The 24,423-nt window shown below is 33.0% G+C and carries 27 protein-coding genes; 25 read left to right on the top strand and 2 right to left on the bottom strand.

What is annotated here, in order from left to right; all coding sequences use genetic code 11:
• Positions 1-21: 21 nt before the first annotated feature.
• From AL499_RS04150 to AL499_RS04065, 17 genes are all read left to right on the top strand, one after another.
• A complete protein-coding gene (locus AL499_RS04150) occupies positions 22-819 on the top strand; it encodes a DUF5084 family protein (RefSeq protein WP_002492883.1) in 798 nt (265 codons plus the stop codon).
• Positions 820-1,007: 188 nt separating this feature from the next.
• On the top strand, positions 1,008-1,502 hold the full coding sequence (locus AL499_RS04145; RefSeq protein ID WP_002492872.1) for a TIGR01741 family protein: 495 nt from the start codon (positions 1,008-1,010) through the stop codon (positions 1,500-1,502).
• Between the two features lie 43 nt (positions 1,503-1,545).
• Positions 1,546-2,343: a DUF5084 family protein gene (locus tag AL499_RS04140; RefSeq protein WP_002492874.1), complete on the top strand. Its 798-nt coding sequence runs from the start codon at positions 1,546-1,548 to the stop codon at positions 2,341-2,343.
• 250 nt (positions 2,344-2,593) lie between these two features.
• The gene (locus AL499_RS04135) at positions 2,594-3,088 is read left to right on the top strand and encodes a TIGR01741 family protein (RefSeq protein WP_002492884.1); all 495 of its coding nucleotides are present in this window, start codon (positions 2,594-2,596) and stop codon (positions 3,086-3,088) included.
• A 228-nt stretch (positions 3,089-3,316) separates the two neighbouring features.
• A complete protein-coding gene (locus tag AL499_RS04130) occupies positions 3,317-4,111 on the top strand; it encodes a DUF5084 family protein (protein WP_002492885.1) in 795 nt (264 codons plus the stop codon).
• 113 nt (positions 4,112-4,224) lie between these two features.
• Positions 4,225-4,719, top strand: coding sequence for a TIGR01741 family protein (locus AL499_RS04125; RefSeq protein ID WP_002492882.1), 495 nt, complete (start codon positions 4,225-4,227; stop codon positions 4,717-4,719).
• 700 nt (positions 4,720-5,419) lie between these two features.
• Positions 5,420-6,436, top strand: coding sequence for a TIGR01741 family protein (locus AL499_RS12265; RefSeq protein ID WP_002492875.1), 1,017 nt, complete (start codon positions 5,420-5,422; stop codon positions 6,434-6,436).
• A gap of 54 nt (positions 6,437-6,490) precedes the next feature.
• Complete coding sequence (locus tag AL499_RS04110) at positions 6,491-7,702, top strand: DUF5080 family protein (protein ID WP_002492878.1); 1,212 nt, start codon at positions 6,491-6,493, stop codon at positions 7,700-7,702.
• 221 nt (positions 7,703-7,923) lie between these two features.
• The gene (locus AL499_RS04105) at positions 7,924-8,295 is read left to right on the top strand and encodes a cystatin-like fold lipoprotein (protein ID WP_002492881.1); all 372 of its coding nucleotides are present in this window, start codon (positions 7,924-7,926) and stop codon (positions 8,293-8,295) included.
• A gap of 85 nt (positions 8,296-8,380) precedes the next feature.
• The gene (locus tag AL499_RS04100; RefSeq protein ID WP_002459600.1) at positions 8,381-8,587 is read left to right on the top strand and encodes a hypothetical protein; all 207 of its coding nucleotides are present in this window, start codon (positions 8,381-8,383) and stop codon (positions 8,585-8,587) included.
• A gap of 1,227 nt (positions 8,588-9,814) precedes the next feature.
• Positions 9,815-10,858 (top strand): hemolysin family protein, encoded by a 1,044-nt coding sequence (locus AL499_RS04095; protein ID WP_002492877.1) that lies wholly within the window; start codon positions 9,815-9,817, stop codon positions 10,856-10,858.
• 16 nt (positions 10,859-10,874) lie between these two features.
• Entirely contained in the window at positions 10,875-11,948 is a 1,074-nt protein-coding gene (locus AL499_RS04090; RefSeq protein WP_002492873.1) for an NAD(P)H-dependent flavin oxidoreductase, read from the top strand.
• A 79-nt stretch (positions 11,949-12,027) separates the two neighbouring features.
• Positions 12,028-12,876, top strand: coding sequence for a DUF72 domain-containing protein (locus tag AL499_RS04085; RefSeq protein ID WP_037540854.1), 849 nt, complete (start codon positions 12,028-12,030; stop codon positions 12,874-12,876).
• Positions 12,877-12,888: 12 nt separating this feature from the next.
• Positions 12,889-13,716, top strand: a complete 828-nt coding sequence (locus AL499_RS04080) for a sulfite exporter TauE/SafE family protein (protein WP_002492321.1) — start codon at positions 12,889-12,891, stop codon at positions 13,714-13,716.
• Positions 13,717-13,736: 20 nt separating this feature from the next.
• The gene (locus tag AL499_RS04075) at positions 13,737-15,056 is read left to right on the top strand and encodes a bifunctional metallophosphatase/5'-nucleotidase (protein ID WP_002492323.1); all 1,320 of its coding nucleotides are present in this window, start codon (positions 13,737-13,739) and stop codon (positions 15,054-15,056) included.
• Between the two features lie 83 nt (positions 15,057-15,139).
• Positions 15,140-16,063, top strand: coding sequence for a lipoyl synthase (gene lipA / locus AL499_RS04070; protein ID WP_002459589.1), 924 nt, complete (start codon positions 15,140-15,142; stop codon positions 16,061-16,063).
• A gap of 152 nt (positions 16,064-16,215) precedes the next feature.
• Positions 16,216-16,614, top strand: coding sequence for a YutD family protein (locus AL499_RS04065; RefSeq protein ID WP_002492322.1), 399 nt, complete (start codon positions 16,216-16,218; stop codon positions 16,612-16,614).
• Positions 16,615-16,765: 151 nt separating this feature from the next.
• Here the strand turns inward: AL499_RS04065 and AL499_RS04060 are convergent, their stop codons facing one another.
• The gene (locus AL499_RS04060) at positions 16,766-17,032 is read right to left on the bottom strand and encodes a DUF3055 domain-containing protein (RefSeq protein WP_002492325.1); all 267 of its coding nucleotides are present in this window, start codon (positions 17,030-17,032) and stop codon (positions 16,766-16,768) included.
• A gap of 101 nt (positions 17,033-17,133) precedes the next feature.
• Here AL499_RS04060 and AL499_RS04055 point away from each other — a divergent pair, with 101 nt between their 5' ends.
• From AL499_RS04055 to dltD, 8 genes are all read left to right on the top strand, one after another.
• A complete protein-coding gene (locus AL499_RS04055) occupies positions 17,134-17,565 on the top strand; it encodes a DUF86 domain-containing protein (RefSeq protein ID WP_002459586.1) in 432 nt (143 codons plus the stop codon).
• Between the two features lie 2 nt (positions 17,566-17,567).
• On the top strand, positions 17,568-18,347 hold the full coding sequence (locus tag AL499_RS04050; RefSeq protein WP_002459585.1) for a TIGR01457 family HAD-type hydrolase: 780 nt from the start codon (positions 17,568-17,570) through the stop codon (positions 18,345-18,347).
• A 27-nt stretch (positions 18,348-18,374) separates the two neighbouring features.
• On the top strand, positions 18,375-19,340 hold the full coding sequence (locus tag AL499_RS04045) for a 2-hydroxyacid dehydrogenase (RefSeq protein WP_037540857.1): 966 nt from the start codon (positions 18,375-18,377) through the stop codon (positions 19,338-19,340).
• A gap of 316 nt (positions 19,341-19,656) precedes the next feature.
• On the top strand, positions 19,657-19,806 hold the full coding sequence (locus tag AL499_RS04040) for a teichoic acid D-Ala incorporation-associated protein DltX (RefSeq protein ID WP_002459583.1): 150 nt from the start codon (positions 19,657-19,659) through the stop codon (positions 19,804-19,806).
• Between the two features lie 18 nt (positions 19,807-19,824).
• Positions 19,825-21,282: a D-alanine--poly(phosphoribitol) ligase subunit DltA gene (gene dltA, locus AL499_RS04035; protein ID WP_002459582.1), complete on the top strand. Its 1,458-nt coding sequence runs from the start codon at positions 19,825-19,827 to the stop codon at positions 21,280-21,282.
• Positions 21,279-22,493 (top strand): D-alanyl-lipoteichoic acid biosynthesis protein DltB, encoded by a 1,215-nt coding sequence (gene dltB, locus AL499_RS04030; protein WP_002459581.1) that lies wholly within the window; start codon positions 21,279-21,281, stop codon positions 22,491-22,493. The genes dltA and dltB overlap by 4 nt, the downstream gene beginning before the upstream one ends.
• Positions 22,494-22,508: 15 nt before the next feature.
• Positions 22,509-22,745 (top strand): D-alanine--poly(phosphoribitol) ligase subunit 2, encoded by a 237-nt coding sequence (gene dltC, locus AL499_RS04025; protein ID WP_002459580.1) that lies wholly within the window; start codon positions 22,509-22,511, stop codon positions 22,743-22,745.
• Positions 22,742-23,932, top strand: a complete 1,191-nt coding sequence (gene dltD / locus AL499_RS04020) for a D-alanyl-lipoteichoic acid biosynthesis protein DltD (RefSeq protein ID WP_002492327.1) — start codon at positions 22,742-22,744, stop codon at positions 23,930-23,932. Before dltC ends, dltD begins: the two co-directional genes overlap by 4 nt.
• 222 nt (positions 23,933-24,154) lie before the next feature.
• Here the strand turns inward: dltD and AL499_RS04015 are convergent, their stop codons facing one another.
• Entirely contained in the window at positions 24,155-24,397 is a 243-nt protein-coding gene (locus AL499_RS04015) for a NifU family protein (RefSeq protein WP_002433501.1), read from the bottom strand.
• Positions 24,398-24,423: the final 26 nt, after the last annotated feature.

Raw genomic sequence — 24,423 nt, 5'->3', positions numbered from 1 at the left:
CAAACAATAAAGGTGAATACTATGATTAAAACAATTAAAGTGACATCCCTTATCGGACTTATTTTGGAAGGATTTTTATCGTTAATGTTCGCCCTTTTTTTCGCAACGTCAATTTCCGGTTTGTCTCATTCAGAGATTCAAACCACAGTTAATGGTGAAACAACGATGCAAAGTGCTGAAACGTCATCATTAATCTATAATTGGATTTTGGGTGTACTTATGGCTGTAAGTATCATTTCATTTATTATTGGTATTATAGCTTTAAAAATTATGACAAAAAAGACAACAATGAGTGCAGTGCTTTATATTATTGGTGGTTTTGTAAGCCTTAATTTGATTGCGATTTTTGCATGGACACTTTGTGGCGTATTGTTGTTAAAAAATAAAGAAGCACTTAAAGGAATAGTCATTGAGAAAAATAATATAGGTAATACCTGGTGGATTATTTTAGCTATAGCTGGTGTTCTAGGCCTGTTGAGTGTACATGGTTTTTTAATTGGATTCGGTGCACTAATCATTTTAGTTTTGAATATTATTTGGTTAACTGTGTATACGCCAAAGAATAATACTCAAGCTTTCGAAAGTACGGCTAAACCAACGATATACGCATCTATCATAGGTATTTTTGTAATACTTGTTTTAATTAATATATTGAACGGTGCTGTTCTATATGATGACTTGCTAGATTTAGGGTTAAAAATATACGGTAATATATTTAACGTCATCAGTAAGCCGATGATTATATGTAGTTTGATATTATTTGCGATTGGTACATATGATGTTTTTCAAATTCAGCGAAAGCGATTAAATAGTAAATAATGAAATAAAGAAAATTTTAAAGTGTGCTATATTGGTTTTACGTCAAATAGGACTATTAAGCTTAATTATATTTATTGACATCTAAATTATATTGAATACTATAACCGTCTGCTTTATATTAATATTGACATGATAATCAAGCATTGAAAAATATAATTGTATTACAGATCAATTAGGAGTGATTGATAGTGAGTTTTGAGTCAAAGCTAAATAAACAATATAATAAAATAGCGAATCATGTGAGTGATATGATTCCAGGCCCATGGGAAAAAGTATATTTAGTCGCATATATGAAAGGATATGCTAGTCAAGTAATTTTCTTTTTTACAGTTCCACAGAAGGATGAACTTTATTATTCAGAACATATACCAAAAGATTTTGGTGTGTCTAGGGATAAATATGGACAAAGGGTTTTTCGATTATGTGATTTGTTTGATGATTTAAACGCTATTTTTGTTAAATATGGTCAAGAACAGTTTGGCACGTGTGAACTTGACTTTACCATTGAAGGAAACTTAAATGTCTCTTTTGAGTACATAGATTGGAAAGCATCAAATTTTTCTCCAAGTGAAAAATTTGATTATTATCGATATAAAAAATTTGGTATATTACCTAAATTTCAATATCAAATTGATGATCTTCATGTGGTCGAAAAGTATGTAAAAGAAAATCAGGGAAAATAATTAAATTAGATAAAAGAATTTATAAAAAATAAAGGTGAATACTATGATTAAAACAATTAGAGTGACATCTCTTATCGGACTTATTTTGGAAGGGTTTCTATCGTTGTTGTTCGCCCTTTTTTTCGCAACGTCAATTTCCGGTTTGTCTCAATCTGAGATTCAAACCACGGTTAATGGTGAAACAACGATGCAAAGTGCTGAAACGTCATCATTAATCTATAATTGGATTTTTGGTGTACTTATGGTTGTAAGTATCATTTCATTTATTATTGGTATTATAGCTTTAAAAATTATGACAAAAAAGACAACAATGAGTGCAGTGCTTTATATTATTGGTGGATTTGTGAGTCTTAACTTGATTGCGATTTTTGCATGGACATTTTGTGGTATTTTACTGTTAAAAAATAAAGAAGCACTTAAAGGAATAGTCATTGAGAAAAATAAGATAGGTAATGTATGGTGGATTATTTTAGCTATAGCTGGTGCTCTAGGTTTGTTGAGTGTTCATGGGTATTTAATTGGATTTGGTGCACTAATTATCTTAGTTTTGAATATTATTTGGTTAACTGTGTATACGCCAAAGAATAATACTCAAGCTTTCGAAAGTACGGCTAAGCCAACGATATACGCATCTATCATAGGTATTTTTGTAATACTGGTTTTAATGAACATACTTGACTACGTAGTGTTGGATGATGGAAATTCAGATATAGGAATAAAATTATATGGTAATACATTTAATATAATAAATATGCCAATGCTAATATTGAGTTTGTTATTTTTTGCGATTGGTACATATTTTGTTTTTCAAATTCAGCGAAAGCGATTAAATAGTAAATAATGAAAACAATAAAAATTTTAAAATGTGTTATATTGGTTTTATGTTAAATAGGACTAGTAAGGCTAATTTGAGAGATTAGACAATTTTGTTTAATCTCTTTTTTAAAAGCTTAATTATATTTACTGAGATCTAAATTGTATTGAATACTATAACAATCTGTTTTATATTAATATTGACATGACAATCAAGTATGAAATATCTAGCATTGAGTAATATAATCGTATTCCAGGCCAATTAGGAGTGATTGATAGTGAGTTTTGAAACAAAGTTAAATAAACAATATAATAAAATAGCGAATCACGTGAGTGATATGATTCCAGGGTCATGGGAGAAAGTTTATTTAGTTGCCTTTCTGGAAGAAAGAGCATGTGAAGTCTTTTTCTATTTTACAGTTCCAAACAATGATGAATTATTATATTCGTTATCTATTCCTGAAATTTATGGAGTTTCAGAAAAAGAATTTAGCCAAAGAAAGTTTAAACTGTACCATTTATTTTTTGATTTACGTAATATTTTCGAAAAAAATGGACAAGAACCGTTTGGTACGTGTGAATTTGACTTTACAATTGGAGGTAAGTTAAATGTATCTTTTGAATACACAGATTGGGATGCATCAAAATTTGGACCTGGTGGAAAATTTGATTATTACCGATATAAAAAGTTTGGTATTTTGCCTGAAATGGAATACGCAATTAAAAGAATGCATGAAGTTGAACAATATGTAAAAGAAAGCCAAGAGAAATAATAAAATTAGATAAATTAATAAAAGGAGATTAGACAAACACTATCTGTTTAATCTCCTTTTTCAATGGGCTCTACGTCAAATATTAATGTATAATAATCATTTGTTATTTAAAATATTTTTCTATAAAAAGACTTCAATTACCTGTTCCAAAGCTATAACAAGATTAAATAAAGTGAGTTCTGCTACATATATTGTGTTAAAATTATATAAAAAGTAAAGGTGAATACTGTGATTAAAACAATTAAAGTAACATCTCTTATCGGACTTATTTTGGAAGGATTTCTATCGTTAATGTTCGCTCTTTTTTTCGCAACGTCAATTTCCGGTTTGTCTCAATCTGAGATTCAAACCACAGTTAATGGTGAAACAACGATGCAAAGTGCTGAAACGTCATCATTAATCTATAATTGGATTTTTGGTGTACTTATGGCTGTAAGTATCATTTCATTTATTATTGGTATTATAGCTTTAAAAATTATGACTAAAAAAACCACGTTGAGTGCAGTGCTTTATATTATTGGTGGTTTTGTAAGTCTTAACTTGATTACGATTTTTGCATGGACATTTTGTGGTATTTTACTGTTAAAAAATAAAGAAGCACTTAAAAGAATAGTCATTGAGAAAAATAAGATAGGTAATGCATGGTGGATTATTTTAGCTATCGCTGGTGTTCTAGGTTTGTTGAGTGTATATGGATTTGTTATAGGTATAGGTGCACTTGGTATTTTGGCAATGAATATTGCATGGTTAACAGTTTATACACCAAAGAAAAATAGTCAAATATTTGAAAATACTGCTAAACCAACAATGTATGCATCAATCATAGGTGTTTTTATAATGTCAGTTTTAATGAACATACTTGACTATGTAGCATTTGGTGATGGAAAATCAGATATAGGAATAAAATTATATGGTAATACATTTAATATAATAAATATGCCAATGCTTATATTGAGTTTGATATTATTTGCGATTGGTACATATTTTGTTTTTCAAATACAGCTTAATCGGCTAAAAAGTTAAAAAATGAAATAGAATATCTATAAGTTAATGAATTATTAAAGTATTCTTAACCAATTAGGTGAAAATGGAAACCAGTTGGAAATTATAGTCAGAATGGACAGGGGCGATATACAATGAAATTTGAAGAGAAATTAGGAGAACAATACAATAAAATAGCGAATTATGTGAGCGATATGATTCCTGGCCCATGGGAGAAAGTATATTTAGTTGCATATATGGAAGAATATGCTAGTGAAGTGTTTTTCTTTTTTACAGTTCCACAGAAAGATGAACTTTATTATTCACAACATATACCAAAAGATTTTGGTGTGTCTAAGAAAGAATATGTGAACAGAGCTTTTCGATTATGTGATTTGTTTGATGATTTAAACGCTATTTTTGTTAAATATGGTCAAGAACAGTTTGGCACGTGTGAATTTGACTTTACAATTGAAGGTAACTTAAATGTCTCTTTTGAGTACATAGATTGGAAAGCATCAAAATTTGGACCTGGTGGAAAATTTGATTATTACCGATATAAAAAGTTTGGTATTTTGCCTGAAATGGAATACGCAATTAAAAGAATGCATGAAGTTGAACAATATGTAAAAGAAAGCCAAGAGAAATAATAAAATTAGATAAATTAATAAAAAGGAGATTAGACAAATGACACTTGTTTAATCTCTTTTTTTAAGTTTAATTCTAATTATTGTTATCTAGATGATATTATAAGTGTTATTTTTATTAATATTGCTATGCCAGTTAAATTTAAAAACCTAAAATAAACGTATTAAATATAAATAGCAGTGGGTATAAATGAGTTTTAAATCAAAGTTAAATGACGGAGGCGCTGTAAAATAATAAATATAGATAGAATAAATCAACGATGATTATTTTTTTTTACTAAATAGTATATGTCAATTTTAGAAATTAATATATAATCAATATTGTATATAGTCATTTCAAAAGCATAACTATTAGTTAAAATGAGAATTAAACTGTTTTTACAATTTAAAGCTTAAAAGAAAATATACGTCAATATGGTTTAGAGATTTATTTAATAAATATAAAGAACTACAAAAATCAAACGCCGACTGTAAAATAGCTATTTCAATTTATAAATAAAAGAGGATGGTGTTTCAAAGAATAAAAGTATATTTGAAATTACCAGGTTGGAAATATATGAAAATTATTGAAGTCATGCAAGACGGATTAAGATAAAATGAAATATGGTACATCATCCAGAACACTACTTTAATCATTTGATATCTGAATACTAAAAATTATCGCAAAAATATTTACATAATGAATGGGAAGGTGTGACTAATCATGAATTTTGAAGCGCAATTAGATGAATTATATATTGAAATTACTAATCATATCAGTGACATGATTCCAGAAAGATGGGAAAACGTGTGTCTAAATGCGTTTATTGGGGACAATAAGAGGTATGTGTACTTCCATTATATGGTCCCAGGTGAAGATGATTCTCAACTGTCAATGGATATTACCTGGAATTTTGATGTATCAGAAGAAGTATTTGATCAGCAGTTTGAAACGTTATGTGAATTATTAATGAAGTTGCGGCATCTGTTTGTTGTAAATGGCAGACCGCCATTTGGTACATGTGTTATTGAGTTTAATCATAAGGGACAAAAGCAAGCTGTATATGAAAATACAGATTGGGATGTGGTAGATTTTAGATCTAAACATATGAAAAACTATTATTTTTATAAGAATTTTGGTCACTTACCAAAACAAAAATATGACATTGAACAAATGTATGCCATTCATAGGTATGCCAAAACAATTGACGATAAAAATGAAATTGTAACTATGGAATTTAAAGAAAAGATAAATTATTTATATCGATATATTGGACAGCATATCATGAATATGATTCCAGTATCGTGGGAGAATGTATATGCAGTTGCATATATGACTGATGGCGGAGGATCAGTGTACTTTTACTATACTGTACCGGGTAGTGATGAACTGTTTTATTCAATGGATATCCCTAAGAATTGTCATACTTCAAGTGATGAATTCAGTCATCAAACCGATGGATTATATGATTTGTTTGAAGAATTACGTTATGAATTTATTAGAAATAAACACAAAGCTTGGAGTACATGTGAATTTGATTTTACGATTAAAGGTAAATTAAACGTATTGTATCAATTTATAGATTGGGATGCTACAGAATTTGGATCAAGTGCTTATTTTAATTATTATCGTTATAAAAAATTTGGTATATTACCTAAATTAGACTATGAGCTTAAAGAACTGTATGCACTCGAACGTTATATGAAAGAATATCAAAAACAGCAGGATACATCAATTTAGATAAAAGTCAGCAAAGCATGTTATAAACAATTTGATATAGTCAGGAGAAATGTTTTGGTTATTTTAGGTTTGATTTCAATTATTTTACTTATTATTTTAGCGATTTTTACAAGTATGTTAAAAGCTCAAAGAATCCCGATTTTCGGTTATTTTGTCGATATTGTTATCTTAGCACTGCTGATGACAATTTACTTTGTTGGTGGAGGTTTAAATCATAGTGGGTTGATTGCTTATGTGGTGTTTCTGCATATAAGTTCATTGATATATATTTATTTGGCACTGAAAAATTACTTTATCAAATTAAATAAACATAAATATAATTATGCTAAGAAAAATCAATTTAATGACAAAATAGCAAAGGATAAAGCTTATGATTTTCGCTTTACTCGCAGACAAGCTGTATATCATTTTCTTATTGCCATCGCCTTGATTGCTATTGCTAAACTAAGACTCACACCAGAAATAGAGCAAGATGTTTTATTATTTGAGTTTGGTTACGCATACCGTTTCATTATAATTGGGCTTGCAGTTATAGTTCTTACGTTCCTCATTGAGTGCTATCGTATGGAAAAATATGGCGCAAATTTAGTTAGAATAATTGTGCCACTAGGTGTTGCATTATGGGCAGTTATCTCCATGTTGTTGCTAGTAAAAGACGTATGGATAATTGTATTATTAGCCATTGTTGTTTTTGGTTTTTATTACGTACTTTGTAGTACAGCAGATATGTGGTTTAATCATTCTATTATTTTACCGATAATTTTATATAGTATAAGTGGCATTTTATTTGTCATTCCATTTCTATTTATGCAGCACAATCAGAAATTAATCAACAATAGTTTATTTATACTCATACTTGGCATTCTTATATATGGATTGGTAGTGATAAATGCATTATGGAAGAGACCACTACGACATCAATTAAAGATATTAATGAAATATAATAATACGTTGATATCAGCTAAAATTTATAATCAAACTAAAAAGCGTATGACAAGTTTGAGATTATCAAAATATAAATTTTACATTGCTATGGTAGCATTAATCATATTATTTACTGCAACTAAAATACTAGTCACACCGGCTATGAAAGATATCGCCGGCAAAGATATTGTAGCATTAATGATGCTATTATTTTTTATAACTGTGGTATTTTTGGTAATAGACATTATTTCATGGCTGAAAAGAAAACAATTTGTCTTCATCACCATAAAACCTTTATTTGTTTTTGGATTATACATCCTTTTATTCATATGGTTGCCTTAATTATCAAGCGTTAGTTTGAAAGGTTCGAAGTAAAGATAATGATACTTTTTTGATTGCGTTTGTTGTAATAGATATTTTGTTTTGGATTAAAAATAAAAAAATTATATTCATTTCGATTAATCCACGATTTCTTATGGTATTATTAATTGTGTTAGCTTGGTGTTTATTTTAAAAGAAAAAGATAATATCAATCTAAATAAAAAAGATTAAGGGGTAAACAAATGAAAAGAATTATTACTGTGTTATTACTGTTTGCGATTGTGTTAGCGGGTTGTGGTAAAGGAGATAAGTACGACAAAGATATCGATAAGGTTTATAAAAAGCAAGAAGAAACAAATAAAATGTTACCAGCATTTGGCTTAAAAGTAGATAAAAAAGTAGATAGAAATGATAGTAATACATATGTTTATAAAGACGGAAAAGTATTTGTGATTGGTGTACAACTTAGTAAAAAAGTTGAAGAATTAAATTACTTTACTTATAAAATGAAAAACGACAAACCAGAATTAGATATGGATGAAAACCCACTTAAATACAAGAAAAGCCATAAAGCAGATTATGAAGAAGAAAATGTAGAAGTAAAAGAAAAATAGGGACATACTTGTATTATTTGTGTGGAAATATTATAAAATTATTATATAACAGTATATTGTTTTATTTATAAAGAGGAGTATTGATATGGAAGAAACCGGGAAGGCATTAAAAATATGGACATGGGTATTTATGGTCTTATCTCTAGTAGTTTTTCTATTTGGTATCGGTTCAATCATCTGTAGCTATAAATATAAACAATATAATGAAGAAAAAGGCGCCAAATTATTACAAACCGCAATTATTGTAACCGTTGTTACAACTACTATGACAATTTGTAAATTCTTTGTTTAATGAACAATACATTTTAGTTCGATATCAATAATAATTATAAGGGATTAGGCAAATAGCACTTGTTTAATCCCTATTTTTAAAAAATACAATATATGGCATAACGTTTAATTGCATGGGAAACATACAAAAAAATTAGTATTTATTTAATGAATATCAAGCACTAATTGGTATAACTATAGCTAAGATTAGTTGACAGTTTTAAAGCAATATCAATGTTTGAAAAAGGAGAGAGTCCATGAAACCTAAAGAAATGCAAGTTATGTGTATAAACAACATAAAGAATTCATATTTAATCGCCTTTGCTTTTAGTTAATCAAATGGTTAGGAATTAACACTATAATACTTTCAACTATTGGATTAATATACTTTTCATTGATTATTCCCGTTGACTCTGAAGAAAATAGAACAATTTGGGTAGGGATATTATTTATAAACCTCATTATGTATTTGAACCAGAACGAATTGGTAGGTCACTAACAATATTTTACACTAATGACGACAATGTACAGCGTGTAAGATACAGATATAAAGTCCATGGAGAAAATCATGACCACACAGTAGTTAAACATGGCTCGGATTTTAAACTAGAAGAATAATGTCATTACTATTTTTTATCTTTAGAGCTTAATTGAGAACTAACTAGCTTAAAAAGACATCATTTGTAGAGGAGAGGTGGATAGTGGAAAAGGAAATAACTAAAGAGGAAATTGCTCATAATATAAAAAATCCATAAATTACCCTTGTTGCAACTTTTATGTTTATATTCTCAATGGCCTTTTATTGCATTTTATTTTTTAGCGCTAATTTATTATACAAATTGCCAATATATTTGTACATATTTTTATTTGTTATTTGGTGAGATATTAACGAGTAAAGAAATGGGTTACAGGATTGAAAGCAAGTAATCCAGTGAAAATAAGCATCGGTTAGCAACTTATGGTGAATTTAGCTATGAGTTTAAAAATGATTTGAACTTATCGAGTCTCATTATAGACTGTGTCACCCAAAATATATGATTATTTCATAATGAATTTGAATTTACTTTATTCAGTTTGTAATAACATAATTTAAATTAAAACTTATAATGTGTTATTCGCACGTCATCGTCGCTAACACTTATAAGTTTTTTGTATATTGGCTAAGGGAACTTATGCGTTTATGGTGTTTAATTGTTGGGAATATTTTATATAATATAACATTTTTATTCATTGCAGAGGAGCATGTTGTATGATTATTGCAATTATTTGTTTAGTTGTGTTGTCGTTCTTCTTTTCTATTGGTGAAACCACTTTAAGTACGGTGCATCGGACGAAATTTCAAACTGAAGGCGAGCAAGGTGATAAAAAAGCATATCGTATTGCACGATTTTTAGCGCATCCAAGTGAAGCGATGACGGCGTTACTCATTGGTCGTACGATAAGTATGACGCTGTTGACTGTGCTAGTAGCAGCGGTATCTTATCATGCACAATGGCACTTAGGCCTCACGCTTACAATATATGCTGTATTTGTTATTTTATTTGCAGAATTGATACCTAAATCTATTGCTGCAAATTTTGCTAATCGCATTATGCGTATGATTTTTCCTGTTGTACGTGTGTTTGTCGCAATCTTGCGTCCAATCACTTTATTATTGGATGCGATAACGAAAGGGTTGAATCGACTTATTGCGAATGGAAGTGAACCAGAAGCGCAATGGTCTAAAGCGGAGATTCAAATGATGTTTGCAGTGGCTCAGCGTGATGGGGCATTGAATGAAATTGAAAGTGAACGTTTAAAAGGGGTTATGGCGTTTAGTAATTTAAAGATTAAAGATGTTAATACGACGCCAAGAGTAAATGTCACTGCTTTTTCAAATATCACACCTTATGATGAAGTCTATCAAACGGTCATGAATGAACCTTATACGCGTTATCCAGTATATGATGAAGATATTGATCATATTATAGGCGTGTTTCATTCGAAATACTTACTGTCTTGGAGCAAAGATCCGAGTCATACTATTGATGAATATATTGCTGAACCACTGTTTGTCAATGAACACAATCGTGCAGAATGGGTGTTGAGAAAAATGACGATAAGTCGAAAACATTTAGCGATTGTGCTTGATGAATATGGTGGTACAGATGGTATTGTTTCGCATGAAGATTTAATTGAAGAAATGTTAGGCATGGATATTGAAGATGAAATGGATAAAGAAGAAGAAGAAAAGTTACAACAACAACGTTTAAAACATCAGCACCTGCATCAACAATTTCAAAGACGACGGTAAATTTGGAGGATACAAGATGAAGCAGTTGACAACGCAATTCACAAAATATTTGAACGTTCACTATCCTATCATTCAAGCAGGTATGGCTGGCAGTACTACTCCAGAATTAGTGGCTGCCGTGAGTCATCAAGGTGGGCTTGGCACGATTGGTGCAGGCTACTTTGATACTGCGCGATTAGAACAAGAAATCCAAGCAGTTCAGGCATTAACTTCGCAACCATTTGCAGTGAATTTATTTATTCCGAGTGATTATCAGTATTCAGAGGCTGAGGTGGCACAAATGAATGCTTGGCTGAAACCTTATCGTCGTGCACTTCAACTAGAAGAACCCACTGTAAATATTACTGAGGAACAACGTTTTAATGCTGCGATTGATTTAGTGCTTCAATACCATGTTCCTGTATGTAGCTTTACATTTGGCATACCGAAGCAAGAAATCATTGAACGATTAAAAGCAGCACAAATTGTGACGATGGGTACTGCAACATCAGTAGATGAGGCAATCGCAATTGAACAAGAAGGTATAGATATCGTAATTGCCCAAGGTAGCGAAGCAGGAGGGCATCGTAGTAGCTTTTTACCTACAACTCAAGGGCAACAATCAATGATTGGTACAATGGCACTTGTACCACAAATCGTTGATCACGTAGATATTCCTGTTATTGCTGCAGGTGGCATTATGGATGGCCGTGGCATTTTGGCAAGCTTGATTTTAGGTGCCTCTGGCGTACAAATGGGCACAGCTTTTTTAACGTTGCAAGAAAGTGGTGCACGCCCAGTATTAAAGCAAGCCATTCTGAATAGTAAAGAAACGGATACTGTCGTGACAAATGTATTTAGTGGCAAATATGCGCGCGGTATTAATAACAATTTTATTCAATCCTTTAAGAATTATAATGGTAAAATCCCTGATTATCCAATTCAAAATCAGTTGACAACATCGATACGTCAACATTCAGCACAAAAGCATAACGATGCATGGACGCACTTATGGAGTGGACAAGCACCACGACTGGCTATAGATAGTCATGTAGCTGGACTTTTTGATAAATTGTTGACAGAGATAGAAGCATTACGTTGCCAATTTTAAATCGTTTATCATTGATAAATCTAAGTTGATATAATGAAGTAATAAATTCGATTGTGGTATGATTGTACTGGTGATGAATATGATTAACATTGGCTTAACTGGTTGGGGTGACCATGAGACGTTATATGAAGATATTGGACGCCAAGCTGATAAACTTCAAACGTATGCAGGTCATTTTCCAATTGTTGAATTGGACGCCTCTTATTATGCGATTCAACCTGAAAGAAATATATTAAAGTGGATTAAAGAGACACCAGAGACGTTTAAATTTGTTGTCAAAATACATCAAGCGTTGACGTTACATGCGGATTATAAAGATGTTGCGACATCGCGCAAAGCGTTGTTTGAGCAATTTAAAGCAATGATTGAACCCCTGCAAACGCATGATAAATTAGCGTTGGTGTTAGTTCAATTTCCGCCTTGGTTTGATTGCTCGATGGAAAATGTAACTTATTTACGGTATGTACGCCAACAATTATTAGATCTTCCCGTATGCATTGAATTTCGTCATCAATCATGGTTTGATGCGGTACATAAGGAACAGACATTACAATTTCTTGTCGACCATCAATTTATTCATGCGGTTTGTGATGAACCACAGGTGAAAATGGGTTCGATTCCAATGGTTAATCGTATTACTCATGATATCGCCTTTGTACGTTATCATGGGCGCAACACTCAAGGCTGGACTAAAAAGGATATGACAGACCAAGAATGGCGAGATGTGCGGTATTTATATGATTATAATCAACAAGAATTGCAAGACCTCGCGCATAAAGTTGAAATATTAGCGCAAAAAGCTAAGACAGTATATGTCGTGTTTAATAATAATTCTGGGGGCCATGCGGCTAAAAATGCCAAAACATATCAACAGATGCTTGGAATAGATTATACAGGTTTGGCACCACAACAACTAAAATTATTTTAAGAGGCGAAATCAATGGTATTAACTTTTATTTTTCTTATTTTAATTGGCCTACTTTCTGCTGTTATTGGTTCATTAGTAGGTATTGGCGGCGGTATCATCATTGTACCTACGCTTGTTTATTTAGGTGTGGAACATCATCTTTTACATGGCATTACGCCTCAAATTGCTATTGGGACGTCATCCGTGATACTCATTGTAACAGGATTATCGTCATCTCTAGGCTATTTGAAAACGAAACAAGTTGATATTAAAAATGGCTCTATTTTCCTATTTGGCTTATTGCCTGGGTCATTAGCGGGTTCGTTGCTTAGTCGCTATTTAACATTAGAGTCATTCAATTTATATTTTGGTATTTTTATGATTCTTGTATCCATTATATTGATGGTACGTCATAAAATAAAACCAATTAAACTATTTGATAAGCCACAATATCGTAAGTCTTATACGGATTCGGAAGGTGTAACTTATCATTATAGTGTTCCACCGCTTGTGGCTTTTGTCGCAACCTTATTTATTGGTGTGTTAACAGGATTGTTTGGCATTGGCGGCGGTGCATTAATGACGCCATTAATGCTGATTATCTTTAGATTTCCACCACATGTTGCTGTCGGCACAAGTATGATGATGATTTTCTTTTCTAGTGTGATGAGCTCAATTGGTCACATTTTTCAAGGACATGTGGCTTGGGGATATTCTATCATTTTAATTATCTCAAGTTATATTGGCGCACAAATTGGAGTGAAGATCAATCATTCTATTAAGTCTGAAACGGTAGTCATGTTGCTTAGAACTGTCATGTTATTCATGGGGATTTATCTTATTTTTAAATCATTGATGTAAATTACAAAGGGGGTAGTACTGTGAAGTTGACGATTTATCATACGAATGATATACATAGTCATTTGCACGAATATGCACGCATTCAAGCTTATTTACAGACACATCGCCCAGCGCTTCAACATCCTTCTCTTTATATAGATATTGGGGATCATGTCGATTTATCTGCCCCTGTGACAGAAGCAACATTAGGGAAAAAGAATGTTGCGTTATTAAACGAGGCACAATGTGATATTGCAACCATTGGTAATAATGAAGGGATGACGATTTCGCATGAAGCTTTGAATACATTATATGATGATGCGCATTTTAAGGTGATTTGTACGAATGTTCTTGACGAACATGGACAATTGCCTAACCATATCGCAACTTCATATATTCAAAACATCGAAGGGACACGGATTCTTTTTGTTGCTGCAACCGCACCATTTACACCATTTTATCGTGCGCTAGATTGGATTGTGACAGATCCACTTGAAGCGATTAAAGATGAGATTCAATCACGTCAAGGACAATATGATGTCTTAATTGTGATGAGTCATGTTGGTGTCTTTTTTGATGAACAATTATGTCAAGAAATACCAGATATTGATGTTATTTTCGGGAGCCATACGCATCACTATTTTGAACATGGTGAAATAAATAATGGTGTGCTGATGGCTGCCGCTGGAAAATATGGTCACTATTTAGGTGAAGTTACGCTAACCATTGAACAACATCAAGTCATTGCGAAAGAAGCAATGCTACATCCCCTCGACACATTGCCCACTGTCGAAACACACTTTGATGAGGAAGGTAAGGCACTGCTAAATGAACCTGTGATTCACCATCCAGTTCACTTAGAAAATAAAACAGATGTCATTACCCAAACAACCTATCTTCTCGCTGAAAGTGTCTTTGAATTTACAAATGCAGATTGTGCGATCATCAATGCGGGATTGATTGTTCAAGGTATTCAGGCTGACCAAGTGACTGAGTACGATATTCACCGTATGCTACCACATCCTATTAATTTAGTAAGGGTAAAAGTCACAGGTACAGAATTGAAAAATGTGATTATAAAAAGTCAAAAGCAAGAATATTTACATGAGCATGCACAAGGTTTAGGCTTTAGAGGAGACATCTTTGGCGGTTATATTTTATATAATTTGGGTTTTATAGAATCAGAAGCGCGTTATTTTATCAATGGAGAAGACATTGATGATGAGCAATGCTATACGTTGGGAACGGTTGATATGTACACGTTTGGCCGTTACTTCCCGATGCTAAAAGGATTGCCAACAGAATATTTAATGCCAGAATTTTTACGCGATATATTTAAAGAAAAGTTATTAAATTATTAAATTTATTGCGTATTACGTTTTAATTTAGGGTAAATTTAGTTATAATGAATGAAGATTGATTATTCAGGAGGGTAAGCGTTGTTATGGCTACAAGAAATGAAGAAATTTTACGTAAACCAGATTGGTTGAAAATTAAGCTTAACACGAATGAGAACTACACTGGCCTCAAAAAAATGATGCGAGAAAAGAATCTACACACTGTTTGCGAAGAAGCAAAGTGTCCAAATATACATGAATGCTGGGGAGCAAGACGTACGGCAACGTTTATGATTTTAGGTGCGGTATGTACAAGAGCATGCCGTTTCTGTGCGGTTAAGACGGGATTACCTAATGAATTAGACTTAAATGAGCCAGAACGTGTGGCAGAATCGGTTGAACTGATGAATTTAAAACACGTGGTTATTACAGCAGTAGCACGTGATGACTTAAGAGATGCGGGTTCAAATGTTTATGCTGAAACAGTGCGCAAAGTACGTGAACGAAATCCATTCACAACGATTGAAATCTTACCATCTGATATGGGTGGGGATTATGAAGCGTTAGAAACATTAATGGCATCACGACCAGATATTTTAAATCACAATATCGAAACAGTACGCCGTTTAACACCAAGAGTACGTGCACGTGCAACATATGACCGTACACTCGAATTCTTACGTCGTTCAAAAGAATTACAACCAGATATTCCTACGAAATCAAGTATTATGGTAGGTTTAGGTGAAACGACTGAAGAATTATTACAAGCTATGGATGATTTACGTGCGAATGACGTAGACATTTTGACAATTGGTCAATATTTACAACCATCTCGTAAGCATTTAAAAGTTCAAAAATATTATACACCTCTAGAATTTGGTAAGTTACGTAAAGCAGCTATGGATAAAGGATTCAAACATTGTGAAGCTGGACCAATGGTACGTAGCTCATATCACGCAGATGAACAAGTTAATGAAGCGGCTAAAGAACGTCATCGCTTAGGAGAAAAGCAATTAAATCATCAACAATAATCGAATAGACTGTGGAAATTGAGTTGGCAGAAGTATTATGTGAGCCACTATCAGCTATGGTCATTCTTATCAATAAAAGGGCTTAGTTTGTACGAGAGTGATTAACTGTCGTATTTGCTAAGTCTTTATTATCATATAAAGGTGAGTCATTTATGATTAAAGTAAACCAGCAATATTTTGAAATCATTGAGGACTATCGTGACTGCTTTGATGAAGAATTATTTGCTGCTAAATATGCAGATATTCTCGATAAATATGACTTTGTTGTCGGAGATTTTGGTTACGAACTGTTAAGACTCAAAGGATTTTATAAAGATAGTAACAAAAAGGCTGAAATTTCAAAACGATTTTCAAGTATTCAAGATTATATCTTAGAATATTGTAATTTTGGCTGCCCATATTTTGTTCTACAGCGTCTTTCAGAAGACGAGGTTAAAACTCGATTAGGTGAGCCAGACACACAAATTAACAGCGAAGACAAACTACACGATGTCAAAATAGCGCCATCCATACCAGCAGAATCTCAACAAATAGAAACCAATAAAGATTAATTGGCACAGACAACATAGCATCAACAGAGTAACTTTCAAAACGAAAGTCCACAAGTAAAGCGAGAAAACAAAGTTAACATCAACTTTTGTTTCCTCGCTTTTTTCATGCTTTGATAACATGTTTATGACACAGCATTGAATCATAAACATGTTATTGTATGACTTCATTTAAATATTCGGTTATTTCAGTGGCTTCTGCATCAGAAACACCAAGAATATAGGCGATATAATCATCTTCTTCAAGGTCATCTGTGCCGATAATTCCAAATTTATTGGTCTGCATATTCAAAACTAATGTCTTTCCATAATGACGGTCTGTTTGAACTAACATCAAATCATAGCGACTATGTTCACCGACAAAGCCTACAAATTGCACTTGACTTTGTTCTTCATCGTCATATAAATACATATCTATCATAAAGTGGTGCTCCTTTATTTAAGGTTATTTATTTAGTATAACTACAAATGAAGTGTGCTGCAAAATTATGATATGATAAAGACATTAAGAGGTGACTAAGCATGTATTTTGTAGACAAAGAAAAATTAACACAGAAATTAAATTATTTAAGGCAGTTAACGCAAGATTATCAAGATCATAAAGATAATCCTTATGCTTTTGAGCGCATTGCACAAATGCTAATTGAAGCATCTGTCGATATTGGTAATATGATTATCGATGCTTTTATTTTAAGAGATCCTGGTAATTACAAGGATGTAATTGATATATTAGCACTTGAGGGTGTGATTACATCTGAAACACAAGCTGCAATCAATCAAACAATCGAAGTGCGTAAGCAATTTGCACATGATTATATTACTTTACAACATGATACACTTGAACCTCTGTTTGATGATGCACTACCGTATTATGACAACTTTATATATGAAGTATCATTATTTTTAGAACAGGAAAGTGTACCAGTGACAGCTTTTGGAAAAGGAGACAATTAACAATGAAACACTATAAAGGATATTTGATAGATTTAGATGGGACGATGTACAAAGGTACAGAGGAAGTTGACGGAGCAGCACAATTTATTGATTATTTAAATCAGCAAGGCATTCCTCATTTATATGTAACGAATAACTCGACCAAGACACCTGAAGAAGTAACAGCTAAATTACGCGAGATGCATATTGATGCTAAACCTGAGGAGATTGTGACTTCAGCATTAGCTACGGCAAACTTTATTGCCAATGAAAAAGCAAATGCCTCTGTATATATGATTGGTGGTAGTGGTTTGAAAGCAGCATTACTAGACCGTCGTTTAACATTAAGACGAGATAAACATGTCGATTATGTAGTGATAGGATTAGATGAACAAGTTACTTACGATAAACTAGCGATTGCAACACTTGCTGTACGTGAGGGTGCCACATTTATTTCAACTAATCCGGATGTTTCTATTCCTAAAGAAAGTGGTTTATTACCTGGTAATGGTGCTATTACAAGTGTCGTTAGCGTCTCTACTGGGCAACAACCACAATTTATTGGTAAACCAGAACCAGTTATAATGGATATTGCACTTGATATACTTAAATTAGATAAAGCAGATGTTGCCATGGTCGGGGACTTGTATGATACAGATATTATGTCTGGCATCAATGTTGGCGTGGATACAATTCATGTTCAAACGGGTGTAACCTCATTTGCTGAAATTCAAGAAAAAGATGTTCCGCCAACTTATTCGGTAAAAGATTTAAATGAAGTGATTCGACAATTACAACAATAGTCAGGGACACTTAAAGGAGGCTGAATGATGGTTAAAATACTTGTTACCAGAAAAATCCCAGACCACTTTGTCCAGCAATTAGAACAATTTGGGGAAGTAGAGATGTGGGATAAGGCACTTGTACCAATGCCTAGAGCACAGTTTTTAACAGCTATTAAAGATGCAATAGCGTGTTTCATTACGCTCAGTGAACAAATTGATCACGAAGTTATCGCACAAGCGCCACAGTTGCGTATCGTTGCAAATATGGCAGTTGGCTATGATAATATCGATATTTCACTAGCAAAGTCACGCGATATTGTGGTAACCAATACACCAGATGTACTTACAGAAACGACAGCAGAATTAGGGTTTACCTTGATGCTTAGTGTTGCGCGACGTATTGTTGAAGCAGAAAAATATGTTCAAGATGGTCGATGGACTAGCTGGGGTCCTTACTTATTATCTGGTAAAGATGTGTACGGTTCGACTGTTGGTATTTTTGGCATGGGTGCCATTGGTCAAGCATTTGCAAGGCGTTTAACTGGCTTTAATACGCGTACGCTATATCATAATCGTTCAAGAAGAGAAGATGTTGAGCGTGAATTAAAAGTCACATATGCTGATTTTGACACATTATTAGAAGAAAGTGATTTTGTCATATGTACAGCACCATTGACAGTGGAAACGAAGAACAAATTTAATGCTGAGGCATTTCAAGCGATGAAACAAGATGCAATCTTTATCAACATTGGTCGAGGTGCAATAGTAGATGAAGACGCACTTGTATTTGCACTTGAACAAGGTGATATCGCTGGATGCGGCTTAGATGTTTTACGTGAAGAACCTATTAATGAGAAACATCCATTATTATCTATGCCGAATGCCGTCATTTTACCGCATATTGGCAGCGCATCAGTGAAGACGAGAAATCGTATGATTCAATTATGCGTTGATAATATCGTGGCTGTTTTACAACAACAGGCGCCATTAACACCGGTTACTAGCCATTAAATTATGATACAAGCAGAGCTTTTACATGTTGTTATTTAATAGCATGTAGAAGTTTTTTGCGTATATAACAAAATTGTTATGTCATATGTAATTGTGTGTTTCGTTAATAAGACGTAAAATAAAATATGTTCTACAAATAGTGTAGTGCAAGTCTTTGCAATAGTGTTTTTAAAGATAACATTGCAGGCTTGTCAAAAAATAGATATAATAAGTTGTAAAAATAATATATAAATCTGAAACTAATTATACTTATTATAAAAAGTGGCGCAGCAAAAGATAAGCTGTGCATCTTAATTTTGAATGAGTGAGGTGCGATATGAAAGCCCAACAAAAAGAAACTTCAGAAACATTTAAAAAACTTAAACCATATTTATTAACATTGCTTTATTTAGCTATATTCATAGCATTGTATTTAATTTATGGTACTGGCGATACACAGAATAACTTCATTTATAATGAATTTTAATGAGGGAGAATATAACATATGAACGATATCATTTCTAAATTAATCGATATTGAGCAAGCGCAGCCGAATCAAGTTGCTGTAAGACATATGAATGACGAATTAACTTATAAGGAATTACTTGAGGAATCAAGTAAACTAGCACATCAATTACAAGGCAGTCAACAACCAATGATTTTATACGGCCATATGTCTCCGTACATGATTGTTGGTATGCTTGGTGCTATCAAAGCAGGTTGCGGCTACGTTCCGATTGATACATCGGTGCCAGCTGAACGTGTAAACATGATTATTGATAAAGTTGAACCACAGTTCATCTTTAATACCGTTGATGAACCATTAACATATGATGGGGCGAAGACGATTACGACTCAAGATGTCAAAGAATCAAACAATCCAATCGTATTCGATAGTCAAATGACTGAAACAGATACGGTATATACTATCTTTACTTCCGGTTCAACTGGTGAGCCTAAAGGTGTTCAAATTCAATACGCAAGCTTGATTGAATTTGCTGAATGGATGGTATCGTTACATCAAGAAGATGGTGGCCAAGAATGGTTAAACCAAGCACCATTTTCATTTGATTTATCAGTGATGGCAATCTATCCATGTTTAACATCTGGTGGCACACTAAATCTTGTAGATAAAGATATGATTAAAAAGCCTAAGTTATTAAATGACATGTTAGTGGCTACACCAATTAACACTTGGGTATCTACACCATCATTTATTGAAATGTGCTTATTATTGCCGACATTGAATGAAAATGATTACCCAAGCTTAAATCATTTCTTCTTCTGTGGTGAAATTTTGGCACATAGAACAGCTAAGGCTTTAGTTGATAGATATCCACACGCTGTGATTTACAACACATATGGTCCGACTGAAGCAACTGTAGCTGTTACAAGTATTCAAATCACACCTGATGTATTAGCGCAATATAATCCACTTCCAGTAGGTGTTGCACGTCCAGGTACGACGTTATCTATAACTGATGAAGACGAACTTGTTATTAAAGGTAACAGCGTGAGCCTAGGTTATTTAAAAAATAAAGCTAAAACAGATGCTGCATTTAAATATGATGATGGCATTCGCCATTATTATACAGGGGATAAAGCCAAAGAAGACAACGGCCTATGGTTCATTCAAGGACGTATTGATTTCCAAATTAAAATGAATGGTTACCGTATGGAACTTGAAGAGATTGAAGCACAATTACGCCAATCTGATCGAGTGAGAGAAGCTGTTGTAGTGCCAGTATACCGCAATGATAAAGTTGTTCACTTAATTGGTGCTGTTGTTCCAACGCAACACGTTGAAGATGATATGGCTATGACTCACGCATTGAAATCCGAATTGAAATCTCGTTTACCCGAGTATATGATACCGAGAAAATTCGTTTGGATGGATCATTTACCACTTACTTCAAATGGTAAATTAGATCGTAAAGCTATTGCGGAGGTTGTAAACGGATGATTCCATATGGTACGTTTACGTTCTTTTTAATTGCATTTATTGTACTCTTACCAGTGATTATACTCGGATTTTTAGGTAAGCGTAGTTATATATACAACGGCATTAGTACAGCCATTATGATTGTCATTATCTTTGCTTCAGATAAGTATCATTTCTTTGGTACGAAATATATTAGCGTCCAGTTAATATGTTTTATTGTGTATTTAATTTATCAAACAGCGCTGATTATGTTTTACTTTAAATCGAGACAGAAAAATAATACATTTGCAAAATTTACTGTAATTATGGTTCTGTCTATCTTGCCATTAGCAGTGGTTAAAATATTGCAAAGCTCTTGGCTAGGTGGTCATCAAATTCATTTCCATGAACATAAATTAATTGAATTTGTAGGGTTCTTAGGTATTTCTTATGTAACTTTTAAAAGTGTTCAATTAATTATGGAAATTCGAGATGGCTCGATTAAAGAAATAAAAGTTGGCAAGTTAATGCAATTTATTTCATTCTTCCCAACGGTATCATCTGGTCCAATCGACCGTTACAAACGTTACGTGAAAGATGATAAGAAGATTCCAACAGGTGAGCAATATCGTGAGTTGATTTTAAAAGCGATTCATATGATAATGTTAGGGTTCCTATATAAATACATTATTGCGCATTTAATTCAATTCTATGCGATTAATCCATTGATGATGGATTTACATGGATTTACGCATAAATGGCTGTATATGTATGCGTATAGTTTCTATCTGTTCTTTGACTTTGCTGGTTACAGTTTATTTGCGGTAGCAGTCAGCTATATCTATGGCATTATGACACCGCCAAACTTTAAACAACCATTTAAAGCTAAAAATATAAAAGACTTCTGGAATAGATGGCATATGTCGCTATCATTCTGGTTTAGAGATTGCATTTACATGCGTGCACTGTTCTACATGTCAAAGAAAAAATTATTAAAAAGTCAATTTGCCATGTCTAATGTAGCCTTTTTCCTAAACTTCTTTATCATGGGTGTCTGGCACGGTTTAGAATTATTCTATATCGTCTATGGTATCTATCATGGTTTAATGTTTATTGGTTACGGCTATTATGAACGCTGGCGCAAGAAACATCCTGCACGTTGGCAAAATGGATTTACAACTGCCTTAAGCATTGTTATCACTTTCCATTTTGTAGCATTTGGATTTTTAATTTTCTCAGGAAAACTGATATAAAAGGAGTAATTAATTATGGAATTTAAAGAACAAGTATTAGATGTATTAGCTGAAGTTGCTGAAAATGATATCGTCAAAGAAAACCCTGATGTAGAAATTTTCGAAGAGGGGATTATTGATTCATTCCAAACTGTAGGACTGTTATTAGAAATTCAAAACAAATTAGGTATTGAAGTTTCAATTATGGATTTTGATCGTGATGAGTGGGCGACACCAAATAAAATTGTGGAAGCATTAGAAGAATTACGATGAAATTAAAGCCGTTTTTACCGATTTTAATTAGCGGTGTGATATTTATCATCTTTGTCTTAATGCCGTCAAGCTGGTTTACGGGATTGGTGACAAATAAAACACTGGCAAATAATAGACTTGCTTCAACGGATCAAGTGCTTAAAGGTACGCTCATTCAAAACAAATTATTTAAATCAAACGATTATTACCCAATTTATGGTTCAAGTGAACTCAACAAAGAAGATCCATTTAATCCAGGTATTGCACTTAATGGTCGTAAAGGGACTAAACCTGCATATTTACTTGGAACTGGTGGTTCAACAGACTTGATTAACGCTGTTGAGTTAGCAGCACAATACGATCAACTAAAAGGTAAAAAAATTAGTTTAATTATTTCACCGCAATGGTTCACTGATCATGGTTTAACAAATAAGAACTATGATGGACGTATGTCTGCGAACCAAATCGATCAATTGTTCAAGCAAACTAAAATGCCAGCTGAGTTGAAACAACGCTACGCGAAACGGTTATTACAATTTAAGCATGCTAAAAATAAAGCATTTTTAAAACAACTAGCAAAACACCCAAATCAAGATCATGGCAATTATATTTCTCAATTCAAAGGTGAGCAAATCAAAAAGATTGAAGCAATCAAATTATACTTTGGTTTCGACAAATCACCGTTGTCACATGTTGAACCAGTGACATCACCGAATGCTTCTTGGAACGAGATGAATCGCAAAGCGACAAAAATTGCAATCGATCATTCGAAATCCAATAAATATGGCATTAAAGATGAATATTGGAAACTAATTAAGGAAAATAGACGTAAAGTAAGACGTGATTGGGAGTTTAATATTAATTCTCCAGAATTTAACGACTTAAAATTACTTGTAGATACAATGCGTGAAGCAGGTGCAGATGTTCAATACGTCAGCATCCCTGCCAATGGTAAATGGTACGATCATATCGGTATTCCACATGAACGTCGTCAACCTGTTTACAACAAAATTCGTGAAACAGTAATTAATAATGGTGGCCAATTGTATGATATGACGGACAAAGAATATGCGAAACATTACATTACTGATGCCGTTCATATAGGCTGGAAAGGCTGGGTCGACATGGATAGACAAATCGACAAGCATATGAGAGCACCTTACAAAGCACCACATAAACCGCATCACGATGATCAAGATCATCAATAAATATAAGTAAGATGTATTGAATATAACAATAGCACAAAGACGGTTTTTAATTTCAAATCGTCTTTGTGCTATTTATTTTGGGATTTATGTTCCATATTGTAATTTTTTAGAGATTTATATCTCAGTATTTTGGTTCTTGAATGTTATACATTTTATCTCTGTGACTACAAATGAAAAAACTAGAGCGCGTAGGGGCTCTAGTGATGTATATATTATAGATATCTAGAATACTTGTTCCACTTCAATTACACCTGGAACTTCTTCATGTAATGCTCGTTCAATACCTGCTTTTAATGTAATTGTTGAACTTGGGCAAGTGCCGCAAGCACCATGTAGTTGTAATTTAACAATACCGTCTTCTACATCGACTAATGTACAGTCGCCGCCATCACGTAAGAGAAACGGACGTAAACGTTCAATAACTTCAGCTACTTGATCAAACATTGTTGCATTCTCAGTTGGCATGAGAGATGACTCCTTTCAAGTATATT

It is taken from the genome of Staphylococcus lugdunensis, assembly GCF_001558775.1.
GTDB lineage: Bacteria > Bacillota > Bacilli > Staphylococcales > Staphylococcaceae > Staphylococcus > Staphylococcus lugdunensis.
Note: the sequence above shows the minus strand (reverse complement) of the source record. Positions and strands in the feature narration are given on the sequence as shown.

Excerpts from the sequence above, each read along its gene's own strand:
- AL499_RS04095 (WP_002492877.1), top strand. The coding sequence starts at position 9,815 with ATGATTATTGCAATTATTTGTTTAGTTGTGTTGTCGTTCTTCTTTTCT.
- dltA (WP_002459582.1), top strand. The coding sequence starts at position 19,825 with ATGAACGATATCATTTCTAAATTAATCGATATTGAGCAAGCGCAGCCG.
- AL499_RS04065 (WP_002492322.1), top strand. The coding sequence starts at position 16,216 with ATGATTAAAGTAAACCAGCAATATTTTGAAATCATTGAGGACTATCGT.
- AL499_RS04080 (WP_002492321.1), top strand. The coding sequence starts at position 12,889 with ATGGTATTAACTTTTATTTTTCTTATTTTAATTGGCCTACTTTCTGCT.
- dltC (WP_002459580.1), top strand. The coding sequence starts at position 22,509 with ATGGAATTTAAAGAACAAGTATTAGATGTATTAGCTGAAGTTGCTGAA.
- AL499_RS04050 (WP_002459585.1), top strand. The coding sequence starts at position 17,568 with ATGAAACACTATAAAGGATATTTGATAGATTTAGATGGGACGATGTAC.
- AL499_RS04105 (WP_002492881.1), top strand. The coding sequence starts at position 7,924 with ATGAAAAGAATTATTACTGTGTTATTACTGTTTGCGATTGTGTTAGCG.
- dltB (WP_002459581.1), top strand. The coding sequence starts at position 21,279 with ATGATTCCATATGGTACGTTTACGTTCTTTTTAATTGCATTTATTGTA.
- AL499_RS04060 (WP_002492325.1), bottom strand. The coding sequence starts at position 17,032 with ATGATAGATATGTATTTATATGACGATGAAGAACAAAGTCAAGTGCAA.
- AL499_RS04040 (WP_002459583.1), top strand. The coding sequence starts at position 19,657 with ATGAAAGCCCAACAAAAAGAAACTTCAGAAACATTTAAAAAACTTAAA.
- AL499_RS12265 (WP_002492875.1), top strand. The coding sequence starts at position 5,420 with ATGAATTTTGAAGCGCAATTAGATGAATTATATATTGAAATTACTAAT.
- AL499_RS04055 (WP_002459586.1), top strand. The coding sequence starts at position 17,134 with ATGTATTTTGTAGACAAAGAAAAATTAACACAGAAATTAAATTATTTA.
- AL499_RS04150 (WP_002492883.1), top strand. The coding sequence starts at position 22 with ATGATTAAAACAATTAAAGTGACATCCCTTATCGGACTTATTTTGGAA.
- AL499_RS04045 (WP_037540857.1), top strand. The coding sequence starts at position 18,375 with ATGGTTAAAATACTTGTTACCAGAAAAATCCCAGACCACTTTGTCCAG.
- dltD (WP_002492327.1), top strand. The coding sequence starts at position 22,742 with ATGAAATTAAAGCCGTTTTTACCGATTTTAATTAGCGGTGTGATATTT.
- AL499_RS04085 (WP_037540854.1), top strand. The coding sequence starts at position 12,028 with ATGATTAACATTGGCTTAACTGGTTGGGGTGACCATGAGACGTTATAT.
- AL499_RS04015 (WP_002433501.1), bottom strand. The coding sequence starts at position 24,397 with ATGCCAACTGAGAATGCAACAATGTTTGATCAAGTAGCTGAAGTTATT.
- AL499_RS04140 (WP_002492874.1), top strand. The coding sequence starts at position 1,546 with ATGATTAAAACAATTAGAGTGACATCTCTTATCGGACTTATTTTGGAA.
- AL499_RS04100 (WP_002459600.1), top strand. The coding sequence starts at position 8,381 with ATGGAAGAAACCGGGAAGGCATTAAAAATATGGACATGGGTATTTATG.
- lipA (WP_002459589.1), top strand. The coding sequence starts at position 15,140 with ATGGCTACAAGAAATGAAGAAATTTTACGTAAACCAGATTGGTTGAAA.
- AL499_RS04125 (WP_002492882.1), top strand. The coding sequence starts at position 4,225 with ATGAAATTTGAAGAGAAATTAGGAGAACAATACAATAAAATAGCGAAT.
- AL499_RS04090 (WP_002492873.1), top strand. The coding sequence starts at position 10,875 with ATGAAGCAGTTGACAACGCAATTCACAAAATATTTGAACGTTCACTAT.